This is a genomic window from Rhodococcus sp. Chr-9 (genome assembly GCF_000801125.1).
In the GTDB taxonomy this organism is placed as follows: Bacteria; Actinomycetota; Actinomycetes; order Mycobacteriales; family Mycobacteriaceae; genus Rhodococcus; species Rhodococcus pyridinivorans.
The window spans coordinates 226020-250697 of record NZ_JTIZ01000131.1; the positions used below are offsets into that span (position 1 = coordinate 226020).

The 24678-nt window shown below is 68.1% G+C and carries 24 protein-coding genes; 13 read left to right on the forward strand and 11 right to left on the reverse strand.

Annotated features, from left to right (window positions below):
• Entirely contained in the window at positions 1 to 639 is a 639-nt protein-coding gene (locus QR64_RS24220) for a hypothetical protein (protein WP_024103026.1), read from the reverse strand.
• 187 nt (positions 640 to 826) lie between these two features.
• Between QR64_RS24220 and QR64_RS24225 the strand changes: the two genes are divergently transcribed.
• From QR64_RS24225 to phoU, 6 genes are all read left to right on the forward strand, one after another.
• Positions 827 to 1288, forward strand: coding sequence for a hypothetical protein (locus QR64_RS24225; protein WP_006551784.1), 462 nt, complete (start codon positions 827 to 829; stop codon positions 1286 to 1288).
• Between the two features lie 86 nt (positions 1289 to 1374).
• Positions 1375 to 1977, forward strand: a complete 603-nt coding sequence (locus QR64_RS24230) for a DUF937 domain-containing protein (RefSeq protein ID WP_019290016.1) — start codon at positions 1375 to 1377, stop codon at positions 1975 to 1977.
• 205 nt (positions 1978 to 2182) lie between these two features.
• Complete coding sequence (locus tag QR64_RS24235; RefSeq protein WP_024103025.1) at positions 2183 to 3136, forward strand: acyl-ACP desaturase; 954 nt, start codon at positions 2183 to 2185, stop codon at positions 3134 to 3136.
• A 168-nt stretch (positions 3137 to 3304) separates the two neighbouring features.
• Positions 3305 to 4447: a tRNA dihydrouridine synthase DusB gene (gene dusB / locus QR64_RS24240; RefSeq protein ID WP_024103024.1), complete on the forward strand. Its 1143-nt coding sequence runs from the start codon at positions 3305 to 3307 to the stop codon at positions 4445 to 4447.
• Between the two features lie 770 nt (positions 4448 to 5217).
• The gene (locus QR64_RS24245; protein WP_235367326.1) at positions 5218 to 7080 is read left to right on the forward strand and encodes an LCP family protein; all 1863 of its coding nucleotides are present in this window, start codon (positions 5218 to 5220) and stop codon (positions 7078 to 7080) included.
• Positions 7081 to 7165: 85 nt separating this feature from the next.
• Positions 7166 to 7888, forward strand: a complete 723-nt coding sequence (phoU, locus tag QR64_RS24250; RefSeq protein WP_006551790.1) for a phosphate signaling complex protein PhoU — start codon at positions 7166 to 7168, stop codon at positions 7886 to 7888.
• An 88-nt stretch (positions 7889 to 7976) separates the two neighbouring features.
• Here phoU and pstB read toward each other — a convergent pair whose 3' ends face one another.
• The 6 genes from pstB to QR64_RS24280 all read right to left on the reverse strand — a co-directional run bounded on the left by pstB (position 7977) and on the right by QR64_RS24280 (position 13988).
• Positions 7977 to 8753, reverse strand: coding sequence for a phosphate ABC transporter ATP-binding protein PstB (gene pstB, locus QR64_RS24255; protein WP_006551791.1), 777 nt, complete (start codon positions 8751 to 8753; stop codon positions 7977 to 7979).
• A gap of 45 nt (positions 8754 to 8798) precedes the next feature.
• On the reverse strand, positions 8799 to 9722 hold the full coding sequence (pstA, locus tag QR64_RS24260; RefSeq protein WP_039587662.1) for a phosphate ABC transporter permease PstA: 924 nt from the start codon (positions 9720 to 9722) through the stop codon (positions 8799 to 8801).
• Positions 9723 to 9725: 3 nt separating this feature from the next.
• A complete protein-coding gene (gene pstC, locus QR64_RS24265; RefSeq protein ID WP_006551793.1) occupies positions 9726 to 10781 on the reverse strand; it encodes a phosphate ABC transporter permease subunit PstC in 1056 nt (351 codons plus the stop codon).
• An 88-nt stretch (positions 10782 to 10869) separates the two neighbouring features.
• Entirely contained in the window at positions 10870 to 11994 is a 1125-nt protein-coding gene (gene pstS, locus QR64_RS24270) for a phosphate ABC transporter substrate-binding protein PstS (protein WP_006551794.1), read from the reverse strand.
• Between the two features lie 276 nt (positions 11995 to 12270).
• Positions 12271 to 13182 carry a mycothiol synthase gene (gene mshD, locus QR64_RS24275; protein ID WP_019290021.1) on the reverse strand — a complete coding sequence of 304 codons (912 nt, stop codon included), beginning with the start codon at positions 13180 to 13182 and terminating at the stop codon, positions 12271 to 12273.
• A complete protein-coding gene (locus QR64_RS24280) occupies positions 13179 to 13988 on the reverse strand; it encodes a winged-helix domain-containing protein (protein WP_024103019.1) in 810 nt (269 codons plus the stop codon). The genes mshD and QR64_RS24280 overlap by 4 nt, the downstream gene beginning before the upstream one ends.
• Before the next feature lie 165 nt (positions 13989 to 14153).
• Here QR64_RS24280 and QR64_RS24285 point away from each other — a divergent pair, with 165 nt between their 5' ends.
• The 7 genes from QR64_RS24285 (at position 14154) to QR64_RS24315 (ending at position 18161) form a co-directional block, all read left to right on the forward strand.
• Entirely contained in the window at positions 14154 to 14936 is a 783-nt protein-coding gene (locus QR64_RS24285; RefSeq protein ID WP_084222403.1) for an LmeA family phospholipid-binding protein, read from the forward strand.
• On the forward strand, positions 14933 to 15352 hold the full coding sequence (locus tag QR64_RS24290) for a thioredoxin family protein (protein ID WP_039587664.1): 420 nt from the start codon (positions 14933 to 14935) through the stop codon (positions 15350 to 15352). Before QR64_RS24285 ends, QR64_RS24290 begins: the two co-directional genes overlap by 4 nt.
• Before the next feature lie 45 nt (positions 15353 to 15397).
• Positions 15398 to 15481 (forward strand): putative leader peptide, encoded by an 84-nt coding sequence (locus QR64_RS28965; RefSeq protein ID WP_363887211.1) that lies wholly within the window; start codon positions 15398 to 15400, stop codon positions 15479 to 15481.
• Positions 15482 to 15599: 118 nt separating this feature from the next.
• Positions 15600 to 16064, forward strand: coding sequence for a DUF4395 domain-containing protein (locus tag QR64_RS24295; protein ID WP_006551799.1), 465 nt, complete (start codon positions 15600 to 15602; stop codon positions 16062 to 16064).
• A 105-nt stretch (positions 16065 to 16169) separates the two neighbouring features.
• A complete protein-coding gene (locus QR64_RS24300; RefSeq protein WP_006551800.1) occupies positions 16170 to 17006 on the forward strand; it encodes a sulfurtransferase in 837 nt (278 codons plus the stop codon).
• A gap of 2 nt (positions 17007 to 17008) precedes the next feature.
• On the forward strand, positions 17009 to 17314 hold the full coding sequence (locus QR64_RS24305; RefSeq protein WP_006551801.1) for a DUF1416 domain-containing protein: 306 nt from the start codon (positions 17009 to 17011) through the stop codon (positions 17312 to 17314).
• Between the two features lie 184 nt (positions 17315 to 17498).
• On the forward strand, positions 17499 to 18161 hold the full coding sequence (locus QR64_RS24315) for an FABP family protein (protein ID WP_039587665.1): 663 nt from the start codon (positions 17499 to 17501) through the stop codon (positions 18159 to 18161).
• A gap of 71 nt (positions 18162 to 18232) precedes the next feature.
• On the opposite strand, the gene QR64_RS24320 is transcribed toward QR64_RS24315, so the two are convergent.
• The 4 genes from QR64_RS24320 to cydB all read right to left on the reverse strand — a co-directional run bounded on the left by QR64_RS24320 (position 18233) and on the right by cydB (position 24676).
• Entirely contained in the window at positions 18233 to 20032 is a 1800-nt protein-coding gene (locus tag QR64_RS24320) for a BCCT family transporter (protein WP_052227420.1), read from the reverse strand.
• 296 nt (positions 20033 to 20328) lie between these two features.
• Positions 20329 to 21975: a thiol reductant ABC exporter subunit CydC gene (cydC, locus tag QR64_RS24325; RefSeq protein ID WP_200886537.1), complete on the reverse strand. Its 1647-nt coding sequence runs from the start codon at positions 21973 to 21975 to the stop codon at positions 20329 to 20331.
• Positions 21976 to 21992: 17 nt separating this feature from the next.
• Positions 21993 to 23631: thiol reductant ABC exporter subunit CydD (gene cydD / locus QR64_RS24330; RefSeq protein WP_235367324.1), on the reverse strand; the 1639-nt coding region annotated here is incomplete at its 5' end.
• 7 nt (positions 23632 to 23638) lie between these two features.
• Entirely contained in the window at positions 23639 to 24676 is a 1038-nt protein-coding gene (cydB, locus tag QR64_RS24335) for a cytochrome d ubiquinol oxidase subunit II (protein WP_006551807.1), read from the reverse strand.
• Positions 24677 to 24678 lie beyond the last annotated feature (2 nt).

The following is a 24678-nucleotide window of genomic DNA, read 5'->3' on the forward strand; positions in this document are numbered from 1 at the left end:
TCAGAGACGGTGGGAGCCGGGCGGGACGTCGTCGGTGTTCCGGCCGAGTTCCTTCTCCGCCTCACGGCGCGCCTCGAGGCGCTCCTGCTCGATCCGGCGCTGCTCGAGATCCGTGCGGGCCTGCTTCAGATCACGTCCGCGCTTGCGGTAGCGGGTGAGCGCGACGACGAAGATCACCGCGAACAGAGCTCCGACGATCGCGCCGATCAGCGTGGCGCCGCGGAAGCCGGGCGCGTCCACGTCGAGGATCCGCTCCCCCGCGTGCGCACCGTTCCCCGTACCCAGCACGACCGCCAGGGTCATGAGGTTCGGCAGGGCGACCACCAGCGCGAGCACGCCGAAGGTGATCTGCAGCCCGCGGCTGTACCGCCAGTTGCGGACCTGCCAGATCCACGCGAGCAGCGCGATGGGGATCGCCGTGCACAGGATGCCGAAGAGCAGACCCCACAGCACTCCGCGCGCGAAGCCGCCCTCGGCGAGGTTTGCGATCCGCTGCGCCCACCAGCGAGGAACGAACGCCGCCAGGGTGTAGTAGGCGATGACGAGCACGATCAGCGCCACGACCACGGCGATGGTCTTCTTCGCCCACGGCGGCAAGCCTTTCCGCGAACCGGTCTCGTCGACATTCATGTCCGTCATTTCGAACCTTCCTGGCCGATCGGTCCATGTGCACCTGCCGTGCGCATCTCACCCTACGGACCACCGCATTCGGAGCAGTGCATTCGGGCAGGTCTCTTCGCACTGCGAATTTCACCCGGTGCGGTTGCCCGTCTTTGTATACGGTGAGCCGCAGGGGTAATCGAATGTTCATCGTCCGGGGAGGAACATGCGCAGTTTCGTGGACCTGGGCCTGTTCCTGGCCGCCGTCGCTCTGGGAATCGGGTCGGTGTTGCCGGTGGTCGGCGGAATACGACCCACCGAGATTCCCCTGTCGGCGCTGCGCGACGGTTTCCCCGAGGGCGATCTCGCCGGTGTCGCGGTCCCGGGTCTACCGCTGTACGAGTCCCTCGCGGTACCGCTGGTCGTGGCCGCGATCCTGCTCCTCGCTGCCGCACTGTTCGACTCGGTGGCCGTCGGCTGGGCCGGGACGCTGATCGGTGTCGCGACGGCCGCGGTGTTCTGGACGCGTCTGTTCCAGACCCACGGCGAGTACGTCGAACTCAACCGCAGTACGACCCTGACCAATCAGAACGGGACAGTGCTCCTGCTCAGCGGCACGCTCGTCGCACTGCTGTGTTGCCTGATCGCGTTGCGCCGTTCGCCGACGAGCGCCGCCTCGCTCGACTGACGCCTCCCGCTGCAACGGGCTTCGTCCCGATACCCTCTCGGCACCGGGTGGCCACTTCGGGGCACCCACGAGCCAAGGCAGGAACGATGGCAAGTCTCGACGATCTGATGTCCCGCATTCCCGTCGACCAGGTGGCGCAGCGACTCGGTGTCGACAACGCGACGGCGGAGACGGCCGTCCGCGCCGCACTCCCCACCCTCGTCGGTGGTCTCGACGCCAACGCCCAGAATCCGACCGGGGCGGCCTCGCTGCTCTCCGCGCTGGGCAAGCACTCCGAGTCGAACCTGGCCGAAGGTCAGGTCGACGTCGACGGGATCGACACCGAGGACGGCGACAGGATCGTCTCCAATGTCTTCGGCGACAAGAAGGATCAGGTGATCTCGACCCTCGGTTCCGTGAACGGCGCCGGTGGGAACGATCTGATCGCCAAGGTCCTGCCGATCATCGCCCCCATCGTGCTGTCCTATCTCGCCAAGCAGATCGGTGGCGGTGCGGGAACGAACACCGCGAGCGCTCCGCAGGGCGGAGGTCTCGCCGATCTCCTCGGGGGTCTGCTGAAGAACGCCGGTGGTGGATCGGTCGGCTCCGGCGGTGGGATCGGCGACGTCCTCGGCAGCGTGCTCGGCGGCAGTTCGGGTGGTGGACTCGGCGGTCTCCTCGGGGGACTTCTCGGTGGAGGCAAGCGCTGAAACCCTCCGGAACCGCACGTTCCGCTCGTCCGTGTGATACGGCACGAGCGGGACGGTACTGTCCTCGAGCCGCTCGGACCTGTACCGTGATCCGGGCGAATGTGGGGGGCCACCGGTGCACCGCGTGCCGCGGCGACGAACGGCCGGGCTCCCCTCCTCCGTAGGCCGGCGGAATACACGGACACGATGTGAGGGGTAGAAGAGTATGACGCGAGTCCTGACTCAACTGGAGCTGCTGCGAGAGTTGGAGCCTGTGGCCGAGGCGAACCTCAACCGGCATCTCTCGATGGCGAAGGACTGGCACCCCCACGACTACGTGCCGTGGGACGAGGGCCGGAACTTCGCCGCGATGGGCGGTGTCGACTGGGAACCCGAGCAGTCGAAGCTCGACGAGGTCGCCAAGGCTGCCATGATCACCAACCTCCTCACCGAGGACAACCTGCCCTCCTACCACCGGGAGATCGCCGAGAGCTTCTCGCGCGACGGCGCCTGGGGCACCTGGGTCGGCCGGTGGACCGCGGAGGAGAACCGCCACGGCATCGTCATGCGCGACTACCTGGTCGTCACGCGCGGTGTCGATCCCGTCGCACTCGAGAACGCCCGCATGGAGCACATGACGAACGGCTTCGCGTCCCCCAACTCGACTGGCATGCTCCACTCCGTCGCCTACGTGACCTTCCAGGAGCTCGCGACCCGCGTGTCGCACCGCAACACCGGTCGTGCCTGCGACGACTCGATCGCCGACAAGATGCTCCAGCGCATCGCCGCCGACGAGAACCTGCACATGATCTTCTACCGGAACATCTGCGACGCGGCGATCGACATCGCTCCGGCCCAGACGCTCGCCGCGATCGTCGAGGTGCTCGAGAACTTCCAGATGCCGGGTGCCGGCATGCCGAACTTCCGTCGCAACGGTGTGTTGATGGCCAAGCACGGCATCTACGACCTGCGTCAGCACCTCGACGACGTCGTGATGCCGGTGCTGCGCAAGTGGAGGATCTTCGAGCGAGATCTCGGCAGCGAGGCGCAGCAGGATCTCGACAAGCTCGGCAACTTCCTCGACGAACTGGAACGTCAGGCGGGGCGGTTCGAGGAGATGCGCGATCGCTCCCTCGCCCGCGAGGCTGCCAAGCGCGAGAAGGTGGGCGCGCACGCCTGAGTCCGGATGCACACAGCCGCCCGAGTCCGGATGCACACAGCCGCCCGAGTCCGGCGGAGGTTATCCTGTAGCCCGGTGCCGTTTTCGGTGCCGGGCACAGTCGTTTCCGCGGCCCATCACTGACGGGCACGCTATTTCTTTGTCACACAACGTTTTCCAGAGGTACCCATGTCTTCCCTCCGTATCGGCCCGCTCGAACTGAACAGCCCGGTCGTGCTGGCGCCGATGGCGGGAGTGACGAATGTCGCATTCCGCACGCTGTGCCGCGAACTCGAACTCGAACGGGCCGGCAGCACGTCGGGCCTGTACGTCTGCGAGATGGTCACCGCCCGCGCCCTCGTCGAGCGGCACCCGGTCACCATGCACATGACGACCTTCGGCCCCACCGAGACGCCGCGGTCGCTGCAGCTCTACACCGTCGATCCCGGCACGACCTACGCGGCGGCGAAGATGATCGTCGACGAGAACCTCGCCGACCACATCGACATGAACTTCGGATGCCCGGTCCCGAAGGTGACCCGCAAGGGCGGAGGGTCGGCCCTCCCTTACAAACGCCGGTTGTTCGGGCAGATCGTCGCGGCCGCCGTCCGCGCGACCGAGGGCACCGACATCCCGGTCACGGTCAAGTTCCGCATCGGGATCGACGACGAGCACCACACACATCTCGACGCCGGTCGCATCGCGGCCGCCGAGGGTGCCGCGGCCGTTGCCCTCCACGCCCGGACCGCTGCGCAGCGGTACTCCGGAGCGGCCGACTGGGACGAAATCGCGCGGCTGAAGGAGCACGTCACCGACGTGCCCGTGCTCGGCAACGGCGACATCTTCGACGCCTCCGACGCCGAGAAGATGATGGCGCAGACCGGTTGCGACGGCGTCGTCGTCGGTCGCGGTTGCCTCGGACGTCCGTGGTTGTTCGCCGAACTGAGCGCCGCGCTCGGCGGTCGCCCGATCCCCACCCCGCCGAATCTCGGTGAGGTGACGCAGATCATGCGGCGGCACGCCGAACTGCTCGCCGATCACCACGGCGAGGATCGCGGTCTGCGCGACATGCGCAAGCACATCGCCTGGTATCTGCGTGGTTTCCCTGCGGGTTCGGAGATCCGCAACGGCCTCGCCCGCGTGTCGACGCTCGCCGAACTCGACGACCTGCTGGGCAAACTCGACCACGACGTACCCTTCCCCGCCGATGCCGAAGGCCCGCGGGGACGTCAGGGCTCCCCGAGCAGCGTCGCTCTGCCCGACGGCTGGCTCGACGATCCCGAGGACACCTGCGTGCCCGAGGGCGCCGACATGATGCACTCGGGCGGGTAACCCGTCCCGGCATGTAGTCCCGGACGATAGACGGATCGACCGGTGGATGTCGTGCGACACAGCCGCGTCACCGTCACATGAAACAGACGATCAGTATCATTGCGGAGTCCTCGCGACGGTCGCCGGTGAGCGATCACGTGGACGACGACGGATCCGAGGCGGTGCGACCGCGGAAAGAGCAGGTATCGGTGGGCGAGGAGCACGAGACAGGATCCCCGGATCCTCGCGCTCCCTGGGAACGGCCGATCGCCGACAGCAGCTACCGCGAATCCCGCTCGTCCCGCCGCAGCCGCTCGGGTGGGGTGCACCGCTCCGACGACACCGATCCCGATTCGCGTCGCCACGAGAGTGCACGCAACCGCCGGGCCGCGGACTCGGACGATCCGGAGCAGCTCACGGTCGCCGAACTGCTCGACAAGATGGGACGACGATCCGATCCGTCCCCCCGGTCGGATCCGCCCCCGGCCGATCCGCCGCACACGTCCACCTCGTCGTTGCCCCCGGCCCGTCCCCGCGACCCGGAATCCGCCCGGCACGTCGCGACCGAGGACGATGCCGGTCGAGCGGAACTCCCGCGCAGGACGCCGCCTCCGGCTGCGCCGCCGACTCCGTCGGGACCTCCCAGCCCTCCGGTGCCGCCGGCTTCTTCGGGACCGCCGACCACGGTCGCCCCCCCGGTGCAGCCCGGTGCTCCCCGGGTGCCCCCGGGACCGTCCCGGCCCCGGCCGCCGGAGAAGCCCGCCCCGCCGCACATCCAGGCTCCCGATCGGATGGCGGGCCTCCCGTCCGTTCCGCCCCCGGTACCGACTCCCCCGACCTCGGCGCAGCCCCCTCGAGCAGTGCCTCCCGCGGACTCGCGCCCGGTGCCTCCCGCGGACTCGCGCCCGGTGCCTCCCGCCGGGTCGCCGCAGACCGTCAGACCGCCGCAGACGCCTCCTCGACAGCAACCGCCGATCGCGGACGAACAGCCGACCGTCAAGATCGATGCGGTGTCCCCCGAGGGCGCTGCGTCGCCCGCCGAGAACGAGAACGACGACCGGACGACGGACGAGAAGGCGCACGGCTCCGCTCGGCCCCGCACGGTGGGCAACGCGACTCTCGGCCGGCTCGCGCAGAGCAAACAGCGCAAGCGGAAGCGTCTGAGGTTCGCGGCGAGAGCGGCGGTGGCGTTCGTCTCGGTCCTCGCGCTCCTCTGTAACGGTGCGGTGTGGGGATACGTCCGGTCCACGGAGGCCGGCTTCTCCCAGATCGCCGCGCTGGACACCGAGTCGGAGGACATCGTCGACCCGGTCGGTCAGACCGGCGACGAGACCTATCTGATCATCGGCACCGACACCCGCGCCGGTGCGAGCGGTGAGATCGGCGCCGGGACGGCCGACGACGCCGAGGGCGCTCGTGCCGACACCGTCATCCTCGTCAACATCCCCGCCGATCGCAGCCGCGTGGTCGCGGTGTCGTTCCCCCGCGATCTGGACGTCGATCGACCGGTCTGTCGCGGATGGGACAGTACGACCGGCGAATACGATTCCGAGCTCTATCCGGCCGCCGAAGGCGACAAGCTCAACGCGACCTACGCCCTCGGCGGACCGAAGTGCCTGGTCAAGGTGATCCAGAAGATGTCCGGATTGAGGATCGGCCATTTCGTGGGCATCGACTTCGCCGGCTTCGAATCGATGGTCGACGAGATCGGCGGCGTCGAGGTGTGCACCTCCATACCGTTGTACGACAACGAACTCGGTCCCCTGATCGAGACTCCCGGCACCCACACACTCGACGGCAAGCGGGCACTCGACTACGTCCGCGCCCGCAAGATCGACCAGGAGGGCAACAGCGACTACGGCCGGATCAGCCGGCAGCAGAAGTTCCTGTCGTCGCTGCTGCGCTCGACGTTGTCGAACAAGGTGCTGTTCGATCCCGTGAAGCTCAACGGCTTCATCAGCGCCTTCACCCGCGCGACCTTCGTCGAGAACGTCAACGCCGAGTCGCTCGTCAAACTCGGGCGTTCGATGCAGAACGTCGAGGCGGGTGCGGTGTCCTTCCTGACCATCCCCACGGCCGGTACCAACGACTGGGGCAACGAGATCCCGCGCACGGACGACATCAAGGCGATCTTCACCGCGATCATCGACGATCTCCCTCTGCCGGGTGAGAAGCGGGGGGAGGACCCGACGGAGGTCGCGTCCGCTCCCCCGGCCGAACCGCTGCCCGCGCAGCTCGCTGTCGATCCGTCGACGGTGTCGGTGCAGGTCTCGAACGCGTCGGGTCTGTCCGGGCTGGCGGCCGGCACCGCCGAGGAGGTCGCCGCCTACGGCTTTCCGGTCTACTCGATCGGCAACTATGCCTCCGGGACGAGCAAGCAGACCGTGATCCGCTTCAGCGAAGGACAGGAGACCGACGCTGCGACGGTGGCCTCGGCCTTCCCCGGTGCGGTGCTGCAGGAGGCTCCGCCCTCGGCCCAGCTGGGCAGCATCGTGGAGATCGTCCTGGGTACCAGCTTCGACGGCACCGTCGTCGCTCCCACCCCCGCGGGCACGCCGCTCGCCCCGATGCAGATCCGGACCCGGTCGGAGTCGTCGGTCGAGCTCCCCGCCGATCTCGCGATCACCAACGCCGCCGACGATCTGTGCACGTAGACACCACTGTTCGGCCGTCGACGTTCACCTCTGGTTCATCCGATGCTCGCCGTTCGGACCGCTCGAGGTCGTAGGCTGTGCCACTATGCGCGTCGTCTACAACGAACAGATGGGCGAACTCGGCGATCTCCTCGGGGAGATGGCCGGGCTCGCCGGGACCGCGATGGAGCGGTCCACCAGAGCTCTTCTCGAAGCCGATCTCGCTCTCGCCGAGCAGGTGATCGACGAGCACGAGAAGATCACCGAACTCGTCACGATCTGCGAGGAGAAGGCGTTCCAGCTGCTCGCCCTGCAGGGTCCGGTCGCCGGCGATCTGCGTGCCGTCGTCAGCGGCATCCAGATCGTGGCCGACATCGACCGCATGGGTGCGCTCGCACTGCACATCGCGAAGGCGACCCGCCGACGTCATCCCAAGCACGTGCTCCCCGACGAGGTGAAGGGCTACTTCGCCGAGATGGGACGGATCGCGGTCGCCCTCGGTGCCGCCACACGGGAGATTCTCGAGACCCGTGATCCCGCCCGGGCCGCCCGCCTCCACCACGAGGACGAGGCGATGGACGATCTGCACCGACACCTTTTCACCGTGCTCATGGACCGCGAATGGGCGCACGGCGTCGCAGCCGCCGTCGACGTCGCCCTGCTCGGCCGCTTCTACGAGCGGTTCGCCGATCACGCCGTCGAGGTGGGCCGCCGCGTCATCTTCCTCGTGACCGGCAAGCTCCCCACCGAGGAGGAGATCCGTCAGCTCGTGGAGAAGGTGGACAGTCTGACCGTCTACCCGGAGCACCACCGAGCGCAGAACCCCTGAGCCCACGACTGTCGAGTGCAGTAAGCACACGAACGACGAGACCCCGACCGGACGGATCCGGTCGGGGTCTCGTGTAGGTAGTGGCGGCTCAGCCGAAGCGGCCGGAGATGTAGTCCTCGGTGGCCTTCTTGCTCGGGTTCGAGAAGATCTTCTCGGTGTCGTCGATCTCCACCAGACCACCCGGGCGGCCGGTCGCCTCGAGGTTGAAGAAGGCCGTCTGGTCGCTCACGCGCGCGGCCTGCTGCATGTTGTGCGTGACGATGACGATGGTGAAGTCCTTCTTCAGCTCACCGATCAGGTCCTCGATGGCCAGCGTCGAGATGGGGTCGAGGGCCGAGCACGGCTCGTCCATGAGCAGCACATCGGGCTGGACCGCGATGGCGCGGGCGATGCACAGACGCTGCTGCTGACCACCGGAGAGGCCACCGCCCGGCTTGTCGAGACGGTCCTTGACCTCGTTCCACAGGTTGGCGCCGCGCAGCGACTTCTCGGCGATCTCGTCGAGGGTCTTCCGGTCGCGCACACCCTGCAGCTTGAGGCCGGCGACGACGTTGTCGCGGATCGACATCGTGGGGAACGGGTTGGGACGCTGGAAGACCATGCCGATCGTCTTGCGCACACCGACCGGGTCGACGTTCTGATCGTAGATGTCCTCGCCGTCGAGGAGGATGGATCCCTCGACACGGGCGCCGGGCGTCACCTCGTGCATGCGGTTGATCGACCGGAGCACGGTGGACTTGCCGCAACCGGACGGGCCGATGAAGGCGGTGACGTTCCGCGGCGGCACGGACAGCGTCACGTCGGCCACGGCGTGGAACTTGCCGTAGTAGATGTTGACGTCCTTGAGATCCAGACGCTTAGCCATTACCGGCTCCCTACTGGTGTATCGATGTGAGAAGAGGTCTGTGGGTTACTTCTTGCCGACCTGCGAGTACCGGCTGATCAACTTGGCCGCGATGTTGAGGACCGCGATGACCAGGATCAGGGTGAGCGCGGCGCCCCAGATGCGCTGCGAACCGGCGTCGGTCGGGTTGTTCATCTCGGCGACCATGACGCCCGGGAGGGTGCCTTGCTCACCGCCGAACAGGTCGAGATTGATGAAGGGCGCGTAGCCGACGAGGATCAGCAGCGGCGCCGTCTCGCCCATGACGCGGGCCAGGGCGAGCATGATGCCGGTGATGATGCCGGCGAGCGAGGTGGGCAGCACGATGCGCGCGATGGTCTTCCACTTGGGGACACCGAGGGCGTAGGACGCTTCGCGCAGGTCCTGCGGGACGATGCGCAGCATCTCCTCGGTGCTGCGCACGACCACCGGCACCATGAGCAGAACGAGCGCGAGCGACACCGCGAAGCCCGACTTGGGCATCCCGAAGGTCGACACCCACAGTGCGTAGATGAACAGTGCCGCGACGATCGATGGGACACCGCTGAGGATGTCGACCATGAACGTCGTGATCCGGCCGAGCCGCGACCGGCCGGCGTACTCGACGAGGTAGATCGCAACGAAGACGCCGAGCGGGATGGAGATGATCGCGCAGACGAGTCCCTGCAGGAGGGTGCCGACGAGGGCGTGGTAGATGCCGCCGCTCATCGACGAGGACGTCAGTCCGCTCAGCGAGTGCGTGAACCAGGTCGGCGAGGTCAGGGCCGGCAGGCCCTTGGCGACTACGGTGAACAGCACCCAGGCCAGGGGAATCAGCGCGACGACGACCGACAGCGTGACGAGCACGGTGGCTGCGGTGTCCTTGATGCGGCGACGCCCGCTGACCCGCTGGAAGGCCGGGGGCTTGACCGGCGAGGAGAGCGCGGTGGTCGACGTGGTGGTGGTCGACATGGATCAGTCCTTCTTTCCTGCGACGATCATGCGCGCGGCGGCGTTGACCACGAAGGTGAGCACGAAGAGCACGAGACCGGCGGCGATGTAGGCGCCCGCCTGGATGTCGTTGTTGAATTCGGCGTATCCCAGCGCAATCTTGGACGCGATGGTCGCGCCGCCGTCGAACAGCGACCAGGAGAACGCCTGCGAGGTGGTGCGCAGGATGAGGTACAGCGCCATCGTCTCGCCGAGCGCGCGGCCGAGACCGAGCATCGAACCGCTGATGTAGCCGGACTTGCCGAACGGGATGACGGTGGTCCGCACGACCTCCCAGCGGGTCGCGCCGAGTGCGAGCGCGCCCTCGATGTGGGCCGTCGGGGTCTGCACGAACACCTCGCGGCTCACCGCGGCGATGGTCGGCAGGATCATCACGGCGAGGACGATGCCGGCGGTGAAGATCGTTCCGCCGCCCACGATGGACCCGCTGCCGGTGGCGAAGAGCGGGAACCAGGCGAGGGTGGTATTGAGCCATTCCGCGACGGGGCGCAGGAACGGGGCGAGGACGAGCATGCCCCACAGGCCGTAGACGATCGACGGGACCGCGGCGAGCAGGTCGATGACATACGCCAGCGGTTTCCGGAGCCGGTCGGGGCAGTACGAGGTGAGGAAGATCGCGATGCCCAGCGCGACCGGCATGGCGAGGAACAGCGCGAAGAAGGAGACGAGCACCGTCACCTGGAACAGGTCGAGGACACCGAACGCCATGTCGGTGATGTCCTGCGTGATCCAGTCACGGCTGGTGAGGAAGTTGACCTGGTTGCGCTGCAGCGCCGGGACGGCACGCCAGACGAGGAAGACTGCGATCGCGCCGATGATCACGGAGATCAGGACGGCGGAGCCGGAGGCGAGCGAGCCGAAGATTCTGTCTCCCGGCCGCACGACTGTCTTGCGTGCCCTGTCCGGGGATGGGGGTGGGGTGCTGATCGTGTCCTCCGTGATGCCGGTTGCACCGCCCGTTCCTGAGCGGGTCGGTTCATCGGTCGCGATAGAGACCGACGTGTTGTGCGCGTCACTCATGTGCGCTCGCAATCCTTCTCAGCGTATTCCTCAGGAACGGGCGGGTCGATGATCCCTCGGTTACTCACCGGACCGAGGGATCGGCGGGTCATCCGGCGGCGATGGCGTCGATCGACTCGGTGAGGCGGGTCTTGAAGGCGTCGGGCAGCGGGACGTAGCCCTGCTCGGACAGGCCTTCCTGGCCCTCGTTGGCGGCGGAGATCAGGAACGACTTGACGGCCGCGGCGGTGTCGGCGTCGTAGCCGGCCGAGCACACGATCTCGTAGGTGGCCAGCACCAGCGGGTAGGCACCCTCTTCGGAGCTGCCGAAGATCGACGACAGGTCGAGCGTGAGATCCCCCTCGGAGGCCGGGACGAACTCGGCGCCCTCGATGGCCTTGCCGGCGGTCTCCTCGGTCAGTTCGACGGGTCCGGAGCCGTTGTCGATCTGCGCGATGCTCAAACCGTTCTGGTCGGCGAAGGACTTCTCGACGTAGGTGATGGAGTTCGGCGAGCCGGAGACGGCCTGCGCGACACCCGCAGAACCCTTCGCGCCCTCACCGACACCGCCGGTGAAGTCCGAACCGGCACCGGAGGTCCATGCGCCGTTCGACGCGGTCTCGAGGTACTGCTGGAAGTTGTCGGTGGTACCCGACGAGTCCGAGCGCACGATCGGGGTGATGTTCGCGTCGGGCAGCTCAGCGCCCTCGTTGAGAGCGGCGATGGCCGGATCGTTCCACGTGGTGATCGAGCCGTTGAAGATCTTCGCGGCCGTCTCGGCGTTCAGCACGAGCTCGTCGACACCCTCGACGTTGTAGGCCAGTGCGACCGGGCCGAAGACCAGCGGCAGGTTCCATGCGGGATTGCCGGCGCAACGCTCGGCGGCCTGTGCCGCCTGCTCGTCCTTGATGGCCGAGTCCGAGCCGGCGAAATCGATCTGGTTCGCGATGAACTGCGTGCGGCCGTCACCGGAACCGGTGGGGTTGTACGCGACGTTGACGTTCGTGCCCTTCTCGGAGCACACCGCGATGTAGGTGGAGACGAACTGGTCCATCGCGTTCTTCTGGGCCGACGAGCCGGCACCCGAGAGGTTGGACTTGCCGTCGCAGGCTGCAGCGGACGCGGACGCATCGACGTCGACCGACCCGGCATTGTTGTCGGTACCGCACGCGGCGAGCGTGAGGGCTCCAGCGGCCACAACACCGAGCAGGGCGCCATTGCGCTTGAGGTTCACCTGTTCTCCTCCGGAAGTAACTTCACACGACCGCGGCGCCGAGCGGCGGCGGCATCGAGGCGCGGGCGACGCCGGCGCCGGGTCTGCGGCACTCGACCCGCTAGTGAAGTTAGGAGGAGACGGTGGACACTCGGACTACCGAAGGTTAACGCCGGATGAACACGCCGGATACACCTGGCGATGGTGTTACGACCATCACTCGAATCCTGACCGCGATCGGCGTGTCGGGTGGCAGAGTCCACCCTTCACGCCGTTCGTCCACCCGATCGGAGAGGGTCACGCCCGGGCGTAGGCGACGTCCACGTGGAACCGCTCGAAGCCGAGTTTGCCGTAGGTGTTCAACGCCGCGGTGTTGTCGCCCTCGACGTAGAGCAGGACACCGGGCAGACCCCGATCGCGCAGATAGTGCAGACCCGCGAGGGTGAGCAGGCGACCGAGCCCTCTGCCCTGCGCGGACGAGTCGATACCCACGACGTAGACCTCGCCGAGCTGCGGGTCGGACGCCGTGGCCGGGTGCACCTTGGTCCAGTGGAATCCGAGCAGCTTGTCGGGCTCGGCGGGATCGAACGCGAGGAACAGGCCTTCGGGATCGAACCACGACTCGCGTCGGCGTTCCTCCACGTCGGCGGCCGTCCAACGCCCCTGCTCGGGATGCCACTCGAAGGCCGCCGCGTTGACGCGGAGCAGTTCGGCGTCGTCCTGCGGGCCGCCGTAGGTGCGCAGCAGCACCGAGTCGGGCACCTCGAGGGCGGGAAGATCGTCCTGCTCGAGGGATCGACGCAACTGCAGGAGTTCGCGGACACCGGTCAGACCGAGACGGCGCGCCACCGCCTGCGCGGCGGGCAGGTCGCCGTGTGCCCACACGCGGGTGCCGTCGCCGCCCTCGGTGAGTGCACGGTCGACGAGTTCGCGGCCGAGTCCGTGCCCGCGCTGCGGCGGGTCGACGACCACCTCTGCCATCGCCGGATGACCGTCCTGAGCAGGCACGACGTTCGCGTAGCCCGCGACCTCACCGTCCTCTCCGAACGCGACGAGATGCCGGGCCGCGCCCTCCCGTCCGAGGGAGTGCACCGCCTGTTCGGAGATCGGCGCGGTGCCGTCGGTCTGCGTCGCCCGCGACACCACGGCGCGTACGGCTTCGGCGTGGTCGGTGGACGGGTGGTCGACGAATTCCGTATCGGTGCTCACGGAACGAATTGTGCCCCGGACTCCCCTGCGCCCGAGTCACCCGCGCCGGATTCCTCCGCACGGGGGTCGTCGAGAAGCGTGTCGTCCACATCGTCGTCGTCGACATCGGGAGTGGCATTGCCACCCTTGCCCACGCGGTTGGAGGGACGCACCGCCTTGTAGCCGACGTTGCGGACCGTTCCGATCAGCGCTTCGTGCTCGGGGCCGAGTTTCGCTCGCAGACGTCGGACGTGGACGTCGACGGTGCGGGTACCACCGAAGAAGTCGTAACCCCAGACCTCCTGCAGCAGCTGGGCGCGGGTGAACACCCGACCCGCGTGCTGGGCGAGGTACTTGAGGAGTTCGAACTCCTTGTAGGTGAGGTCGAGGGGACGTCCGCGCAGGCGGGCGGTGTAGGTGCCCTCGTCGATCGTGAGTTCCCCGAGAGTGATCTTGCCGGTGTTCTCCGGTCCCACCGCGACACCCGAGCGGCCCATGAGCAGGCGCAGGCGCGCGTCGAGCTCGGCCGGTCCGGTGCTGGACAGCAGGATGTCGTCGAGTCCCCATTCGGGGTTGACGGCCACGAGTCCGCCTTCGGTGAGCACGGCGACGACGGGCAATGCCGACCCGGTGCTGCCGAGCAGTCGGCACAGTCCTCGCGCGGCCGCGAGATCGGAGCGGGCATCGACGATGGCGATATCCGCCGAACCCGCCTCGAGCAGCGACGAAACTTCTGTAGGAGCCGGCCTGACCGAATGCGGGAGCAGCGCCAAGGACGGCAGGACCGCATCCGGATTCGGGTCGGAGGTCAGAAGGAGCAGCTCCACCGGGCCTCCAGTTCTTCGCGCGACCAGCGCGGATAGGTGTCGTAAACGTCGTGCAACAGACTAACGCCCCGATTGTTACCGCTATGTAAGCACGAGAATTCCGTGGACGGCCTCGGAACGGACGGGCGCGGCCCGACCGACGGCGCGTCCGACACAATGGTGGGCGTGCGCAAACTGATCTTCGGTCTCGTAGTCCTGCTCGGACTCGCAGTCCTCGCCGACTTCGGCGCGGCGGCGTGGTCGGAATACCGCGTCTCGCGTGCGCTGCGGGAGGGTGGCGTTCTCGAATCCGATCCGGCGGTGACCATCCACGGCTTCCCCTTCCTCATCCAGGCCCGCGACGGTCACTACGAGAACGTCGAGATCGTGGCCGACAACGTCCACACCGATCTGCTCGGGGACATCACGGTCGAGGCCAATCTGATCGGTGCGCACGCCGAGGCCGGTGAGCTGCTCGACGGGTCGATCCGGTCGGTGCCCGTCGACCTGCTGTACGGCCGCGTCATGCTCGACGCCACCGAGCTCGGACAGCTCTACGGCATCCCCGACCTGCAGGTTTCCGCTCCCCCGGCGAGCAAGTCCGACGGGACGGGCGGATCCGGCGGGTCCGGTCCGACGACCGCCGGCGGGGTCGTCCTCACGGGGACGGTGCCGGTCGGACCGGTGGATGCGACGGTGAGTGTCCAGGCCGATCTGGTGCTCGACGGCGACCGCGTCCACATCGTCGCGTCGGATCTCTACTTCGGCCCCGAGGGACGCGCCGACTTCTCGGTTCCCGACGTCCTGAAGCCGGCGGTGCTCGGACTGTTCACGACGACGATCGAGCCGCAGAATCTGCCGTTCGGCGTGCGGCCCACCTTCGTCGAGGCGCGGGGCTCCCGGATCGTCATCGAGGGCGAGGCCCGCGACGTCGTCATCGATCTGCAGGAAGTGCAGACGCCCGCATGATCGCAGTAATCGTCCTCGTGGTCGTGATAGTCGCCACACTGGCGGTGGGAACGGCCCTGCGCACCCGTTCCGGCAAGCTCCGCACCACCGGCGCCTCGGCGGGCACCCACGAACTCCATCCCGCGCTGGCCACAGCGGGTGTCGGTGACGGCGTACCGGTGATCCTGCATTTCTCCGCGCCGTGGTGCGGACCGTGCGCGGCCGTGCGACGGGTCGTCGTGCAGGTTCTCGACCGCGATCCCGGTCGGGCACGCGAGGTCGAGCTGGATCTCGACGAAAATCCGGTCCTGGCACGGAAACTCGGGGTGCTGTCGCTGCCCACTACCTTCGTCTTCGACGGCGAGGGGCGCGAACGGTTCCGCGCGTCCGGCGTTCCGTCCGTCGACGACCTGCGCACAGCCCTGTCGTCGTTGTGATCCCGGGGGTCCACCCCCGAGGGGACGTGCGTTAAACTCCCTCGCGTGCAGAACCGCCACGAGCTGATGCTCACCCGACGCCGCGCAGTCGATCTGTGCCGCCTCGGTGGCTGTTGTTGTCCCTGCTGAACGCATCGACGGGCTGGCCCCGATCCTTGCGGCACCGATGCCGCCGAACCGATGCGTCGCCCCGCGGTCGTATGAATACCCTCCGCCCAGCGAATCAGAATCCAGCAGGAGATTCCCCATGCCCGTATCCACTCCCCGCACGTCCGGTAGGCAGGTCGACGTCCGTGGCCCGCGTTTCGCGGCGTGGATCACCACCGGCGTCCTCGTCCTCGCCCTGGTCGTCGCCACCTTCTCTCCCGTCGCAGCGGCCGTGATCCTGGCCCTGCAGACGATCGTGTTCGCTCTCGGAGCGGCACTCGGCCCGCGACGCAGCCCGTACGGTGCGCTGTTCGCGAGGCTCGTCGCTCCCCGCCTCGGTGCTCCGATCGAGACCGAGCCGGTGGAGCCGCTGCGGTTCGCGCAGCTCGTCGGATTCGTCTTCGCCCTCGTCGGAACGGTCGCGTTCTTCGCCGGCGCCATCGTCGTGGGCTCGGTGGCCGCAGGCTTCGCGCTGTTCGCGGCGCTGCTCAACGCCGCCTTCGGCGTGTGTCTCGGCTGCCGGATCCACCCGCTGGTCGCTCGAATGCGTCGCGTGCCCGCCTGACCGGCGGTCACCGAACTCGACATCCCACACCTCACCCTGGCACGGACCCTCGCACGGGTTCCGGTCACGGAAACCTCCAGGATTCCCTCACCGAAAGGAACACCCATGGCTCGCTCCGACGTCCTGGTCTCCGCCGACTGGGCAGAGCAGAACCTCACTGCGCCGAAGACCGTCTTCGTCGAGGTCGACGAGGACACCTCCGCCTACGACGGCGGCCACGTCGAAGGTGCCGTCAAGCTCGACTGGCGCAAGGACCTGCAGGACGCCGTCCGTCGCGACTTCCTGAACCGTGAGCAGTTCTCCGAGCTCCTCTCACGCAAGGGCATCGCCAACGACGACACGGTCGTGCTCTACGGCGGCAACAACAACTGGTTCGCCGCCTACGCCTACTGGTACTTCAAGCTCTACGGCCACCAGGACGTCAAGCTCATCGACGGCGGCCGCAAGAAGTGGGAGCTCGACGGCCGTCCGCTGTCGAAGGACGAGGTCACCCGCCCGGCCACCGAGTACAAGGCCGCCGAGCCCGACTACTCCATCCGCGCCTTCCGCGACGAGGTCATCGACTCGATCGGCACCAAGAACATCGTCGACGTGCGTTCGCCCGACGAGTTCTCCGGCAAGATCCTCGCCCCGGCGCACCTGCCGCAGGAGCAGGCGCAGCAGCGCGGCCACGTCCCCGGCGCCATCAACATCCCGTGGAGCACCACCGCCAACGAGGACGGCACCTTCAAGTCCGACGAGGACCTCGAGAAGCTGTACGCCGAGAAGGGCTTCGACGACAGCAAGGAGACCATCGCCTACTGCCGTATCGGTGAGCGCTCGAGCCACACCTGGTTCGTGCTCCAGGAGATCCTCGGCAAGAAGAACGTCAAGAACTACGACGGCAGCTGGGTCGAATACGGCTCGCTCGTCGGTGCACCCATCGAACTGGAGGTCAACTGATCATGTGCGGCGCCCCTGTCCAAACCCAGACCCTGCCCGCCGGCGTGGACACCGAGAAGGAGACGGTCATCACCGGCCGTGTCCTGAACGCCGACGGCGAGCCCGTGGGCGGTGCGTTCGTGCGCCTGCTCGACGGCACCGACGAGTTCACCGCCGAGGTCGTCGCCTCGGCGACCGGCGACTTCCGTTTCTTCGCCGCCCCCGGCGACTGGAAGATCCGCGCTCTGTCCAGCTCCGGCAACGGCACTTCCACCGTGAGCCCCACCGCTCCCGGTGTGCACAACGTGGACGTGACGGTCGCGAAGTAATCCGGCCGGAACACCTCGTCGAAGGGCTCTGCTCCACCAGGAGCGGAGCCCTTCGTCGTACCGGAAAAGGGGTTGTCTAGAATGACCGCGTGGTCATCTTCTTCGAAATCCTGCTGGTCGCCGCGGCGCTCCTCATCACCTGGTTCGCGCTGTACACCATCTACCGCGTGGTCTCCGACGGATCGTGACGAACGACGGATCGGACGCCCCGCGGCGTAGCGGCGACGAGGCGATCGCCCGGGCCGCCGAGCGCGCTCGCGTCACCGCCGAGCTGAACATCCCCGTCCTGGCCGGGCTGCCGGGCGCCGAGGACACCGCGAACCTGCGGCTCGGCCCCGACCTGAGCCCTGCCCTGCTCGCCGTCCTCCCGATGGTCGGCGTGTGGCGCGGTGAGGGCGAGGCCAACGATCCCGAGACCGGCGACTATCCGTTCGGTCAGCAGATCACCGTCGCGCACAACGGCGGCCCGTATCTGATATGGGAGTCGCGCACGTGGCGTCTCGACGACGCGGGTGCCTACGTGGGTGAGGATCGGCGCGAGAGCGGTTTCTGGCGCGTGTCCGGAACGGGTGCGCCCGACAGCGATGATCCCGAGACGCTCGAACTACTGCTGACGCACAGCTCCGGCGTCGTCGAGCTGTACTACGGCACCGCGCTCACCCAGTCCTCCTGGGAACTCGCGACCGACGTCGTGATCCGCACCAAGTCCGGTGAGGTCGTCGGCGGCGCCAAGCGGCTCTACGGCATCGTCGACGGTGGCGACCTCGCCTACGTCGAGGAGCGCGTCACCGCCGACGGCGAGCTGAAGCCCCGGATGTCCGCCCGCCTGTCGCGCCATATCGGCTGATCGGGCCCCTTTCTTCCGACCCGAACGGTCCGGGCCTGTTCCCAATGAGGGAACAGGCCCGGACCGCTTTTTTATCGGTTCTCCTCGACGACCGTCGTACCGGTGGAGTCCTTGTTCTCGGCATGCGCGCCGTTGCCTCGTGCACCGAGCGCCTCGGGTTCGCCGGCATGGACCCGGTGGACTCCGGCGTCCTCGGCATCCTCGGCTGCGTTCTCGCCGTCCTCGCACTCGTCGGGGATGGCCCTCGTGTGGATGACGACCTCGGGTGCCGGTAGTTCCTGGGCAGCCTCGAGTTCCTCGGCCGATCGCACCTCGGGCCACTGCCGGGTGATCGGCTCCGGCCGCTCGCCCAGGTCCTCGCGGATACCGCGCACCAGGCTGTACATCATGATGAAGCCCATCACGAAGAACGGCAGACCCACGACGGTGATGACCTGTTGCAGGGCGTCGAGCCCGTCCTTACCGGTCGCGACGAGCATGGTCGCTGCGACCAGGCCCATGAGCACCGCCCAGAACAAGCGCTGGTGGATGGGCGCCTTCTCCTCGTGCCCGGAGGCCATCATGTCGAGCACCATCGACGTGGAGTCCACCGAGGTGACGAAGAAGATCACCACCAGGATGATCGCGATGCCGGACACCAGGCCGGTGAGCGGGAAGTTGCCGAGGAACTCGAACAGGGCACCCGGGATGTCGCCGGCGTCCACGACACGTTCGACGAGTCCACCCTCGCCCTCGAGTTCGATGTGGAACGAGCCCATCCCGAAGATGCTGAACCAGATCACCGAGAACAGCACGGGCAGGCCGAGGACACCGCCGACGAACTCACGGATGGTCCGGCCTCGCGAGATGCGGGCGATGAAGATACCGACGAAGGGCGACCACGTGATGGTCCACGCCCAGTAGAAGACCGTCCAGGTGTTCTGCCAGCCGGAGTCGGCGAAGGTGTCGTTCCAGAACGCCAGACGCGGCAGCGCCTCGGCGTAGATCCCGGCCGACTCGATCATGCCCTTGAGCAGGAACAGGCTCGGGCCGGTGACGACCACGAAGACCAGCAGCATGACGGCCATGCCGATGTTGATGTTCGACAGGCGTTTGATGCCCTTGTCGAGACCGAGGGCGACCGAGATGCCGGCCATCACCGTCACGATCGCGATGAGGGCGATCTGGACGACCCCGGATTCCTGGATGTCGAACAGCTGCGCGAGACCGGCGTTGATCTGCAGGGTGCCCAGGCCGACCGAGGTCGCGACACCGAAGACCGTGCCGATGATCGCGACGACGTCGATGGTCTTGCCGATCGGGCCGTAGATGCGGCCCCCGAGCAGGGGCGCGAAGATCGAGCTGACGCGCGGCGGCAGGTGCCGCTTGTAGATGAAGTAGCCGAAACCCAGGCCGGGCAGGGCGAAGATCGTCCAGGTGTGCAGTCCGAAGTGGTAGAGCGCGAAGCCCATGGCCTCCTCCGCCGCCTCCACCGACTGCGGCTCGACGTCCTGCATGGGCGGGCTCGCGAAGTGGGAGATCGGCTCGGCGACACCCCAGAACATGAGGATCGTGCCGATACCGGCAGCGAACAACATGGCGAACCACGCCAGGGTCGAGTGTTCGGGCCGCTCGTCGTCACCGCCGAGCCGGACCCGGCCGTAATGAGTGAAGGCGATTCCGACGAGGAAGAGCAGGAAGGTCGTGACGCCGAGGACGTAGAACCATCCGAGGTTCGTCATGATCCAGTTCGACGCGGTACTGAAGATCGAATCGACCCCGTCGGTGAACAGGATCGTGAGTACGACGAAGAGCAGCGCGATGATCGCAGAAGAGAAGAAAACCCCCGGTGACGTGCGCAATCTTAACGAATCGTGAGCTTTTTGAAGTATCGGCACCAAACCGGTGTACCCAAAACGGACGAACTTGAACACCCGAAACGCCGATCTTGCCCGAAATGCGAACAGCCCCCGAGCCGCACCGCCGGACGGATCGCTCCGTGGGTCGGCGGTCCCGATCGGACGGATCGGGAGCTCGGGGGCCGGGTGACTACCTGGGATTCGCCAGCCGCGCGCGGTCGGTGAATTCCGTCGTCTCGAGCAGCTAGCGGGTAGCCACCTCACGCGTCCGAATATCAATCACTTCCAGACCACCTCCTTCCTCGTGTACCAGCGAAACTACGCTTCGTTCACGAGGCGGGCAACGCATTTTTCTCGACGCGAACGACCAGATCGGCGGTGGTATCCGCGGGCAGGCGGTGGGTGACCACCACGACGGTGCGCTCGGGGCCGACCAGGTGTGCGTCGCGGTCCAGGAGGAGTCGCTGCAGCAGGTCGGCGCTCTCGTCGTCGAGATGCTCCGTGGGTTCGTCGAGCAGCAGGACCTGTGCGGGCGACAGCAGTGCCCGGGCCAGCAGGAGGCGTCGGCGCTGCCCACCGGAGACGGTGCGGGCCCCGGCTCCCAGGACGGTGTGGACGCCTTGTGACAGTCCGTCCACCCACTCCCCCAGCCCCACGGCCCAAAGGGCGGCCAGTGCCTCGTCCTCGTCCACGTCGCCCCGCGCGACACGCAGGTTCTCGAGGATCGACGTGTCGAACAGGTGGGCGTCCTCCGCGAAGAAACCGATCTTCCGGCGCAGGGCCGCGGGGTCGACGTCCGCGAGGTCGACACCGTCGAGTGTCACCTCACCCCCGCGTGGGGCGAGCAGACCCGCGAGCGTCATGAGCACGGTGGTCTTGCCGCTGCCGCTGCCGCCCACGATCGCGACGCGAGCACCCGGCCGCAGGTCGAGGTCGACCGGTTCGGTGGACGGTCCGCCGGGCCATCCGCCTTGCACGCCCACCGTACGGAGCCGGCCGGGTCCGTCGGCCGGCTCGGTGCCGCGCGGAACCGTCCTGTCGGCACGGTCGAGCATCTCCGTGATGCGACCGGCCGCCAGGCGTGCGCGGTTGAGGGTCTGCGCGGCTGCCGGGAGGACGGCGGTGGCCTCGAACGCCGACAGCGGCAGCAGGACGAGGATGCCGAGTGTCGTCGGGCTCATGGCCGCCGGACCGGAGCCGAAGACGGCGATACCGACGAGGAGGGCACCGAGCACACTCACGCCGACCGCGAGGGGCGCGGCCGCGTCGGCGAACGCCGCGGGGACCGCCGAGCGGTCGGTGGCCCGGACGGAGGCGATGTTCGCGGCGCGGGCCCGTCGCGCGAGCGGGTCGAGCCGTCCCGCGACCCGCAGTTCCGCCGCGTGGTCCAGCACCGTGACCGCGTCCTCGGTGAAGCGGGTCCGCGTGGCGTTCGCATCCGCGTCCGCGCGGGCGGCGGCGCGAGCCGACAGCCACGGCGCGAGCACGCCGGCGACGAGCAGCGCCACTGCGAGCACCACGCCGGCGGCGGGAGCGATGACGGTGACGGTGACGACCGCCGCGAGGGAGAGCACCGCGGCGACCGCGATGGGCACGAGTGCGCGCACCACGACGTCGCCGAGAGCGTCGACGTCGGCACCGGTGCGCGCGAGCAGGTCGCCGCGTCCCACGCCCAGGGCGGCGGCCGGGTCGCCGTCCGCGAGTCGCCGGTAGAGATTCGCGCGGGCCGAGGTGGTGCCGCGCAGCGCGGTCTCGTGCGTTGCGAGTCGTTCGAAGTAGCGGAACAACCCGCGGGAGATTCCCAGCGCCCGCACCGCGACGACCGCGACGGTCAGGTCCAGGACGGGCGGCATCTCCCATGCCCGCACGATCAGCCACGCCGAGAGACCGGCGAGCAGCAGGGCACTGCCGAGGGTCGCGACACCGGCGAGGACGGCGAGCAGCACTCGGCGCGGCTCGAGCTCGAGCAGGGCCATCGCCCGGCGCAGATCCTTCACCGGGACACCTCCGTCGGTGCTGCGTGGACGGTGACGACCTCGTCCGCGATGGCGAGCAGGGTGGGGCGATGCGCCACGACCACCACGGTGCGGCCGGCCGCGGCGAGCCCGCGCAGCGTGGACAGGACGGTGGCCTCGGTGTCCTCGTCGAGGTGGGCCGTGGGTTCGTCGAGCAGCAGGACCGGGCGCGGGGAGGCGAGGGTGCGGGTGAGCGCCAGTCGCTGACGTTGGCCGAGCGACAGGCCCGTGCCGCCGGCCCCCACGACGGTCCGCCAGCCGTCCGGGAGTTCGGCGAGCACGCTGTCGAAGCCGGTGGCGGCGCAGACGTCGTCGAGTTCGGTGGCCTCCGGGTCGACACCGGTGAGTCGCAGATTGTCGGCGAGCGTGCCGGGCAGCAGCACCGGCCGCTGCGGAAGCCACGCCATCTGCGACCACCAGTTCTCGTCGCCCGCGACGGGACGTCCGTCGACGGTGACGGTCCCCTCGCTCGGCTCGGCGAGCCCGAGCAGCGCCAGGAGGGCGGTGGACTTGCCGGCCCCGTTGGCGCCGGTGAACGCGGTGATCCGGCCGGGACGGCAGATCGCGTCGAGCCGGTGCGGGGCGCAACCGTCGCGGCCGGGCACGGAGACGCCGTCGAAGACGATCTCGCAGTTCGCGACCCGGTCGGTGCCGATCGTGTCCGTGGAGGTGCGACGCGAGGAGGCGCGGCGAGAGGAGGCGCGGCGAGAGGAGGCGGCGTCCGGCACCGAGTCGAGCACGGCGAATGCCTTGTCGGCCGCCGCCATCCCGTCCTCGGCGGCGTGGAACTTGCTGCCGACGGTGCGCAGCGGGAGGTAGGCCTCCGGCGCGAGGATCAACGCGATGATGCCGGCTTCGAGGGGCATGGATCCGTAGACGAGGCGCATACCGATGCTCACGGCGACGAGGGCGACGGACAGCGTCGCGAGGAATTCGAGGACCGTGCCGGACAGGAAGGCCACGCGCAGGGCCGACATCGTAGTCGCGCGATGCTCGTCGCCGAGTTCGCGCACGCGATCGGCGGGCCCCTTCTCACGACCGAGGGCGCGCAGTGTGGGAAGACCCGCGAGGAGGTCGAGCAGTTGTGACGACAGTGTCGTCATCGCGCGCAGGGTGCGGTCGGCCTTGCCTTTGGTGAGCAGGCCGATGAGGATCATGAAGATCGGGATGAGCGGCAGCGTGATCACGACGATGACCGCCGAGGTGAGGTCGTGCAGGGCGATCACGACGATCGTCACCGGGGTGAGGATCACGGCCAGCAGCAGCGCCGGCAGATAGCCGGTGAGATATTCCTTCAGCCCGTCGAGTCCGCGGGTGAGAACCACCGCGATCTCGTCGCGTCGCGGGTCGAGTTCGCGCGGGGGCAGATTCGCCGCGGAATCGAGGACCTCGTGTTCGAGTTCGGCGACCACGCGGGTCGCGGACCGGTGCGCGTACCGCGACTGCAGCCACGTCACCGCGACCCGCACGACGATCGCCACCGCGAGGATCGCCAGTTCGGTCGTCCAGTCGCCGACGGACCGGGCGTCGGTGGTGATGACGCCCGCGAGGACCCGTCCGATCATGAGTGCGGTGACGACGACCATCACGACATCGACCACCGAGGTGACCACGGTCNTCATGCTCACTTCGAGCCGATCTTCAGACCGATCGAGTGCGGGATGTGGTCGGTCGACAGACGCTGACGGAACACCCAGTACGTCCAGCCCTGGTAGGCGAGGACGACCGGGGTCATGAACGCTGCGGCCCACGTCATGACCTTCAGTGTGTACGGGCTCGACGACGCGTTCTCGATCGTCAGCGACCAGGACGGGTCGAGGGTCGACGGCATGACGTTCGGGAACAGCGACGCGAACAGCAACACCGAGGTCGCGGCGATCGCGACGGTGGTGAACACGAACGCCCAGCCCTCACGCGCGACGATGGTCAGCGCGACCACCGCGAGCAGGGAGATCGCCGCCACGGCGACGAGCGCGATCGTCCAGCCCTTGCCGTAGGCGAGTTGGGTCCACACCACGAACGCACCGGCCACGAGGACGGCGGGCACGGCCAGCTTCCGCGACATCGCCACGGCATCCGTCCGGACCTGTCCCTCGGTCTTGAGCGCGATGAACACCGCGCCGTGCAGCGCGAAGACCAGCGCCGTCGTCGCACCGCCGAGCAGGGCGTACGGGTTCAGCAGGTCGAAGAATCCGCCGACGTACTGCTTGTCGGCGTCGATCGCCACGCCGCGCACGATGTTCGCGAACGCCACACCCCACAGCACGGCGGGCACCCACGAGCCGAAGATGATCCCCCAGTCGCAGCGGCGACGCCAGGTCGGATCGTCGACCTTGCCGCGCCACTCGATGGCGCACACCCTCACGATCAGGGCGAGCAGGATCAGCAGCAGCGGGAGATAGAAGCCCGAGAAGAGGGTCGCGTACCACTCGGGGAACGCCGCGAACAGCGCACCACCCGCGGTGATGAGCCAGACCTCGTTGCCGTCCCAGACCGGACCGATCGTGTTGAGCAGCACCCGGCGCCGGGTGTCCGCCTCGACGGTCCTACCGCGGCCGAGCACCGGGAAGTGCATGCCCACACCGAAGTCGAACCCCTCGAGGACGAAGTAGCCGGTGAACAATACTGCGATGAGAATGAACCAGATTTCCTGAAGTCCCATGT

Excerpts from the sequence above, each read along its gene's own strand:
- QR64_RS24220 (WP_024103026.1), bottom strand. The coding sequence starts at position 639 with ATGACGGACATGAATGTCGACGAGACCGGTTCGCGGAAAGGCTTGCCG.
- QR64_RS24225 (WP_006551784.1), top strand. The coding sequence starts at position 827 with ATGCGCAGTTTCGTGGACCTGGGCCTGTTCCTGGCCGCCGTCGCTCTG.
- QR64_RS24230 (WP_019290016.1), top strand. The coding sequence starts at position 1,375 with ATGGCAAGTCTCGACGATCTGATGTCCCGCATTCCCGTCGACCAGGTG.
- QR64_RS24235 (WP_024103025.1), top strand. The coding sequence starts at position 2,183 with ATGACGCGAGTCCTGACTCAACTGGAGCTGCTGCGAGAGTTGGAGCCT.
- dusB (WP_024103024.1), top strand. The coding sequence starts at position 3,305 with ATGTCTTCCCTCCGTATCGGCCCGCTCGAACTGAACAGCCCGGTCGTG.
- QR64_RS24245 (WP_235367326.1), top strand. The coding sequence starts at position 5,218 with ATGGCGGGCCTCCCGTCCGTTCCGCCCCCGGTACCGACTCCCCCGACC.
- phoU (WP_006551790.1), top strand. The coding sequence starts at position 7,166 with ATGCGCGTCGTCTACAACGAACAGATGGGCGAACTCGGCGATCTCCTC.
- pstB (WP_006551791.1), bottom strand. The coding sequence starts at position 8,753 with ATGGCTAAGCGTCTGGATCTCAAGGACGTCAACATCTACTACGGCAAG.
- pstA (WP_039587662.1), bottom strand. The coding sequence starts at position 9,722 with ATGTCGACCACCACCACGTCGACCACCGCGCTCTCCTCGCCGGTCAAG.
- pstC (WP_006551793.1), bottom strand. The coding sequence starts at position 10,781 with ATGAGTGACGCGCACAACACGTCGGTCTCTATCGCGACCGATGAACCG.
- QR64_RS24290 (WP_039587664.1), top strand. The coding sequence starts at position 14,933 with ATGATCGCAGTAATCGTCCTCGTGGTCGTGATAGTCGCCACACTGGCG.
- QR64_RS24295 (WP_006551799.1), top strand. The coding sequence starts at position 15,600 with ATGCCCGTATCCACTCCCCGCACGTCCGGTAGGCAGGTCGACGTCCGT.
- QR64_RS24300 (WP_006551800.1), top strand. The coding sequence starts at position 16,170 with ATGGCTCGCTCCGACGTCCTGGTCTCCGCCGACTGGGCAGAGCAGAAC.
- QR64_RS24305 (WP_006551801.1), top strand. The coding sequence starts at position 17,009 with ATGTGCGGCGCCCCTGTCCAAACCCAGACCCTGCCCGCCGGCGTGGAC.
- cydC (WP_200886537.1), bottom strand. The coding sequence starts at position 21,975 with ATGGCCCTGCTCGAGCTCGAGCCGCGCCGAGTGCTGCTCGCCGTCCTC.
- cydB (WP_006551807.1), bottom strand. The coding sequence starts at position 24,676 with ATGGGACTTCAGGAAATCTGGTTCATTCTCATCGCAGTATTGTTCACC.